Here is a 5,168-nt window from a genome sequence, read left to right on the forward strand (position 1 = left end):
GAAGGCATCCTCTGGCTTGAAAGTCTGTTAAAAGCCGAACCCCACGCCTTCGTCGCCATCAGCCATGACCGCCGATTCTTGGAGTCGGTGGCCACGCGGATCTGGGAATTGAATCGTCGATATGCCAACGGCGTCTTTCAAGCAAACGGCCGGTACAGCGAGTTTTTGGAGCAGCGCGAGGCGACATTACAGGCGCAGGCCGACTACCACGCTTCACTCGCCAATCGAGTGCGGCGTGAAGTGGAGTGGCTGAGGCGTGGTCCGAAAGCCCGCACGACCAAAGCCAAGGCCCGGATTGATTCGGCAGGTCGGCTGATTGACGAACTGAATGAAATAGAGTCGCGGAAGGGGAACGCGTCGGCCGGGATAGACTTCACCGCGTCCGGCCGAAAATCAAAACAATTGTTGGTCGCAGAAGGTATTGAGAAATCGTTGGGCGGGAAGTTGATTATATCCGGCGTGGACATTCTGTTAGGTCCGGGAGAGAGAATCGGCCTCCTTGGGCCAAATGGTAGCGGCAAAACAACGGTCCTCAAGCTCTTAGCCGGCACCGTAGAGCCGGATAAAGGCACCATCAACCGTGCCGATCGGCTGCGAGTAGTCACCTTCGAGCAACACCGTGAGTCATTGGACCAGCAGGCGACGTTGCGGCGCGCCCTTACTCCTGCCGGTGGCGATGCCGTCGTCTACCAAGATCGGTCCGTGCATTTGGCCTCATGGGCCAAGCGCTTTCTTTTCAGGCCTGAGCAGCTCGATCTGCCGGTCTCGCGCTTATCAGGCGGCGAGCAGGCAAGGCTGCTGATTGCGCGGCTTATGCTCCAACCGGCGGATCTCTTGCTCCTGGACGAGCCGACAAACGATTTGGATATTCCCACGCTTGATGTACTGGAAGACAGCCTGCTGGAATTTACCGGCTCCCTTGTGTTGGTGACACACGACCGTTGGCTCTTAGACCGCATCTCCACCAGGCTTCTGGCACTCGATGGAATGGGCCACGCCGAGTGGTTTGCCGACTATGCCCAATGGGAAGCGGCACAGGTAAGAAAGGAGACGGAAGAACGACAATCTCAGGTATCAAAGGAGACCTCCGTGCCTGCTGGGCCATCCAAGCGAAAAGGCTTGTCGTACAAAGAGCAAAAGGAATGGGACCAAATCGAAACGAAGATCCTAAAAGCGGAAGAACTGGTAGCTACTTGCCAAGCTGCGGCAAGCGATCCGGCTATTGTCTCGTCAGCTACTGATTTACAAGAGCGGTACGCCGCACTTCATGAGGCACAGGCAGAAGTCGAGCGCCTTTATGTACGATGGACCGAGTTAGACGAGAAACGCAACCAAGCGATTAGCAACACGCAGGCATAGAGTTGGAAATAAACCATAGAGATGTGCGCCACGCGAAGGTGGTTCCCCTGCCTGTAAAGAGCGGGGGAATCTATACCTGAAGTGTTACCAGTTCTTTAATGTAGTCGCTTATTGATTCCTCAAAGGTGGCTTTGAAAGTGTGATGGATAGTCTTTCCGGGCCTTATAAGATAATCCTAAGAAGGTATCCAAAAAGAAGCAAGCGATGATAACAAGCCCACTGCGCATAGTATTTTAGGGGGCAAGCCTGCTACAGCTTGATCGTATAATGTATGCTTCGGCCGCCTAAGGCGGGGCATCCGAGCCCTTGTGAGAGTGTCTTTTCAGACAAGGCTCGTCCGATGCTGCCATTGCCATCTCCTCGAAAAGCGATGCCGCAATTGTATCTGCAAGTTGAGCCGAATAGATTGCATATTCGGCTCATGAGCCTAAAATAAACTCTCGGCACCTTTGATTCTGCTTGATCACATGGGAACTTTCTCTTCCTCCCGTTTTCTCTATGGCCCTGACCATTAGTAACCGATAAAGAGGCGGAAGCCGGTCACAACTGAAAGGACTCCACCATGCCATTGGCAAGCGAACTGGTTCAGTCCTGCACCACTGTCTTTACGTTACCGGAGATTTACTTTCGCGTGCGGGACGTGGTGGACAATCCCGATTCAACTATGGACGAGCTTGCCAATGTCCTCAAGCTGGATCCGGCCATCTCGGCCAGGCTTCTCCGCATCGTCAATAGTCCGCTCTATGGGTTTCCCAAGCAGATCGACACCATTTCCCGCGCCGTGAATATCGTCGGTATGCAGGCCATCAACGATCTCGTCACCGCCACGACCGTTGGCCGGACCTTCGCCGGGATGCCGATTCAACTAATGGATGTTCCCAAGTTCTGGCGCAAAAGTGTGCTATGCGCTCTGCTGGCCGGAAAGATCGCTAAATCCTGTGAAATCAACGACAGCGAGCGATTTTTCATTGAAGGTCTGCTCCGCGACATTGGGCACTTTGTTCTCTACCAGACCGTTCCGCAACGGGCTCAATCCGCCCTCATCGAAGCGGGCTACCTCGAGACCTCCTTGGCCGAGGTAGAGCAGTCCAACATCGGGTGCGACTTCGCGGAAGTGGGGGCGGAGCTCATTCGATCCTGGGGCATGCCCGTGCAAATTGAACAGGCTATTCGTTGCCAACTGAGCCCAAATGACGCCGGTGAATTCATCATCCATGCGTCTATTGTTCATCTGGCCGGTGTCGTCGCCGACTACGAAGAACTCGAGCCGAGTCGGAGGCCTCCTACATTCCCGTTTAACCCCCATGCCGTCACTGCCACGCGATTTGTGCCGGCCAACCTGCCGGCGCTGCTCACGGACGCCTGTGCCCAGCTGCAAGATACCTTGGCGGTGATCCAGCCTCGCGCCATCGCAGCGTAGCTTGCCTGAAAATTGCCGGCGGGATAGAAATAGTCTTGACCGCTCGATGTCTGTTCTTCACAGCAGACAGCTACGGCTGTGATCTCTGTGGAATTTTTGCTATTCAACCGAATGACTTGCCAGGAAGACCGCTTGCTCCAGGGTACGGAAGAACTGCTGATAGGGCAGGGGGTCCTCGATGGCGTGAAGATAGAACTGAGCGCTGGCCCGCACGATCAGCTGGGACTCGTTCCGCGTACGGACGGTGACGGTCAGTCGCACAAGGTCGCTGCGGTGATAAAAGGGACCCCAGGCACGGTAATTCCTGGTGAGAAACAGGAGCGTGTCCGGCTGGTAGAGAAAATAAGAGGGATCGAGGAGGGTTGGCTTTTCATTATTGACATATTTCTTGGCGGAGACAATTCCCAGTTCCTCATCGAGCACCTCGATCTTGCAGTCCAAGTCCTGCAAGGTCATGACAATGGCCTGAAGCATTCTTCGCCGGTCGTGGGTGTCAAACACGCGTGTTTGCGCGGCACGGACCTTAACCTGACTTTCCTCGGACAACCAAATCTGCCTCCGCGCATCCGATTGATCATCGTGTCGCAGTTCATAGGGCGAACAGGCCGTGAACGACACCATTCCAGTGAGCAGCATCGTCAGCAGCCATCGTAAATACGGTGTCATGCCCAGCGGTCTGCCAGTGATCATGGCGATGGTTTCGTTTCCTGAGACAGAAACAGCGTTCGCTGCAACGCGGCGAAGAAGTTCTGATACACCTTGGGATCATCTATGGGCTTATTGTTATAGATGGCGTTGGCACGGATGCTCATTTTCTCCGCCGTCTCTTGCCGCACAGTCACGGTGATCGTGACGACATCGTAGTAGTTGGGTTCGGCGAATCGTGCAGCGGTAACGAGGCCGAGGCCATCGTTTGCCCGTTCGATGATAAAGCCTAGGTCCTGCAAGGATGCGATGACGCCGCGGATGGCGGCATTGCGGTCCGTCAGATCGAAGGTCCTTGTCTGGAGGCTCCGGATCTTCATCTGTGCATCGGTCGGTGCGAACAAATCCTGTTTCACCTCCGGAGCGGTGCATCCATGTAAGAAGAGGGTTCCGGCGAGTAAGACACCGGCGTAGATGTTTGTGGTTTGCATCGTGAGCCTTTCCGTGGCACGGAGTCAGATTCGATGGGCCTCCAAAAACACGGCCTTGGAGAGCTTGGCAAAAAATTGTTGATAGATCTCAGGATCGCGCACCATTTCCATATATTGTGTGCCGGGCGGAATGTATTGATTATCGACCTGGCCATCCCCCTTCCAGACGACCCGGTAGAACACAATGCGGATCTCCTGACGGGTCGCTTCGAGGTTGAGCGGACGGGATACGAGCGACGCGGCGATCTTTTGATGCAGATCCACCGGCTGCAAAACCTTCCCTAACGACAGGAGCAGAAAAAGAACCCTCTCGGCATCTTGGCCGTATTCCCGGGCACTGCGTTCCTTCGCCGCTCGCAGCAAGCCGACTTCCCGTTGGCTTTCTTCAATCTGGAAGCCCAAATCCTGGAGTACGGCAGCCGAGGCCGAGAGGAGCTCCCGCTCATTCGGCGTTTCGAACATTCGAGTTTGCATGGCCCGATGTTTCGGAATGTCAGGTGTCAGCGCGAAAAGGTCGGCCGGCTCGGTCTGAGCGACACAGCCGGTGAGGAGCGCAAGGGCTACGGCGAGAAGGAAAAGTCGTCCCCTCGCAACCGTGGTAGGGATCCGTCTCACCGGCGGATCAGAACTGCGTAGAGTTGTAAGCAAAGTCCCGGACCTTCTTTTCTTCGTCGTACTTAATGATGATAGTGAGAGTCCGTTGGCGCTGCGAGCTGGAACTATCGCTCGAGCGGGTGCCGAGAATGATGATGCTCGCATAGGAAGAACTGGCCGTATCCACACGATCAGTCGAGACCTTGTCATAGATCCAGACCTCACGCCGGTTCTCGTCCGTTGTTACGATATTGGGACTCCCTAGGAGTTCGGCAACCTGGGACGCAGGCATCCCGACTTTGATTTCTCCCTGCACCTTGCCGACGGTGAGACGGTCTTCCTTGATTTCGGCCTTGCCTCCGCCACCGCAGCCTACGACGGCTATGCACAGACTCAGGCATAGCATGCTCCATAAAGTTTTCATTGCTGGTTCCCCTTTCTGCCGTATGGTCATCCTGGTGTGAAGATAGGTTACCGTGCCCCTCTGCAGAGTGTCAACGGGTGAGATTTCAAAAAGCACGTAATAGGGACCGCTCCGTCATTTTTCTCTTGCAACGAATAGGTTATCGCGTAGCGTGCCTGGAAAATCAATTCAATTGAAGGTCGCGAAGGATGTTCCTCGAGCGCCATATCTTCGAACTTAAGAGACGTGTGGAATA

The 5,168-nt window shown here is 54.9% G+C and carries 7 protein-coding genes; 2 read left to right on the forward strand and 5 right to left on the reverse strand.

What is annotated here, in order from left to right; genetic code table 11:
• Positions 1 to 1,359 (forward strand): ABC-F family ATP-binding cassette domain-containing protein (locus ACOSYY_RS13670; RefSeq protein ID WP_421663063.1); only part of this gene is annotated, 1,359 nt, incomplete at its 5' end.
• Between the two features lie 562 nt (positions 1,360 to 1,921).
• On the forward strand, positions 1,922 to 2,779 hold the full coding sequence (locus ACOSYY_RS13675) for an HDOD domain-containing protein (RefSeq protein WP_421663064.1): 858 nt from the start codon (positions 1,922 to 1,924) through the stop codon (positions 2,777 to 2,779).
• Between the two features lie 99 nt (positions 2,780 to 2,878).
• Here ACOSYY_RS13675 and ACOSYY_RS13680 read toward each other — a convergent pair whose 3' ends face one another.
• The 5 genes from ACOSYY_RS13680 to ACOSYY_RS13700 all read right to left on the reverse strand — a co-directional run.
• Positions 2,879 to 3,469 carry a hypothetical protein gene (locus ACOSYY_RS13680; protein WP_421663065.1) on the reverse strand — a complete coding sequence of 197 codons (591 nt, stop codon included), beginning with the start codon at positions 3,467 to 3,469 and terminating at the stop codon, positions 2,879 to 2,881.
• The gene (locus tag ACOSYY_RS13685) at positions 3,466 to 3,915 is read right to left on the reverse strand and encodes a hypothetical protein (RefSeq protein WP_421663067.1); all 450 of its coding nucleotides are present in this window, start codon (positions 3,913 to 3,915) and stop codon (positions 3,466 to 3,468) included. Before ACOSYY_RS13685 ends, ACOSYY_RS13680 begins: the two co-directional genes overlap by 4 nt.
• A 24-nt stretch (positions 3,916 to 3,939) precedes the next feature.
• Positions 3,940 to 4,530 carry a hypothetical protein gene (locus ACOSYY_RS13690; RefSeq protein ID WP_421663068.1) on the reverse strand — a complete coding sequence of 197 codons (591 nt, stop codon included), beginning with the start codon at positions 4,528 to 4,530 and terminating at the stop codon, positions 3,940 to 3,942.
• Positions 4,531 to 4,537: 7 nt separating this feature from the next.
• Positions 4,538 to 4,933, reverse strand: a complete 396-nt coding sequence (locus tag ACOSYY_RS13695; protein ID WP_421663070.1) for a hypothetical protein — start codon at positions 4,931 to 4,933, stop codon at positions 4,538 to 4,540.
• Positions 4,934 to 4,980: 47 nt separating this feature from the next.
• Positions 4,981 to 5,168, reverse strand: a 188-nt coding sequence (locus ACOSYY_RS13700; RefSeq protein WP_421663072.1) for a hypothetical protein, incomplete at its 5' end; no start/stop codon positions are given.

The organism is Nitrospira sp. BLG_2, assembly GCF_049222245.1.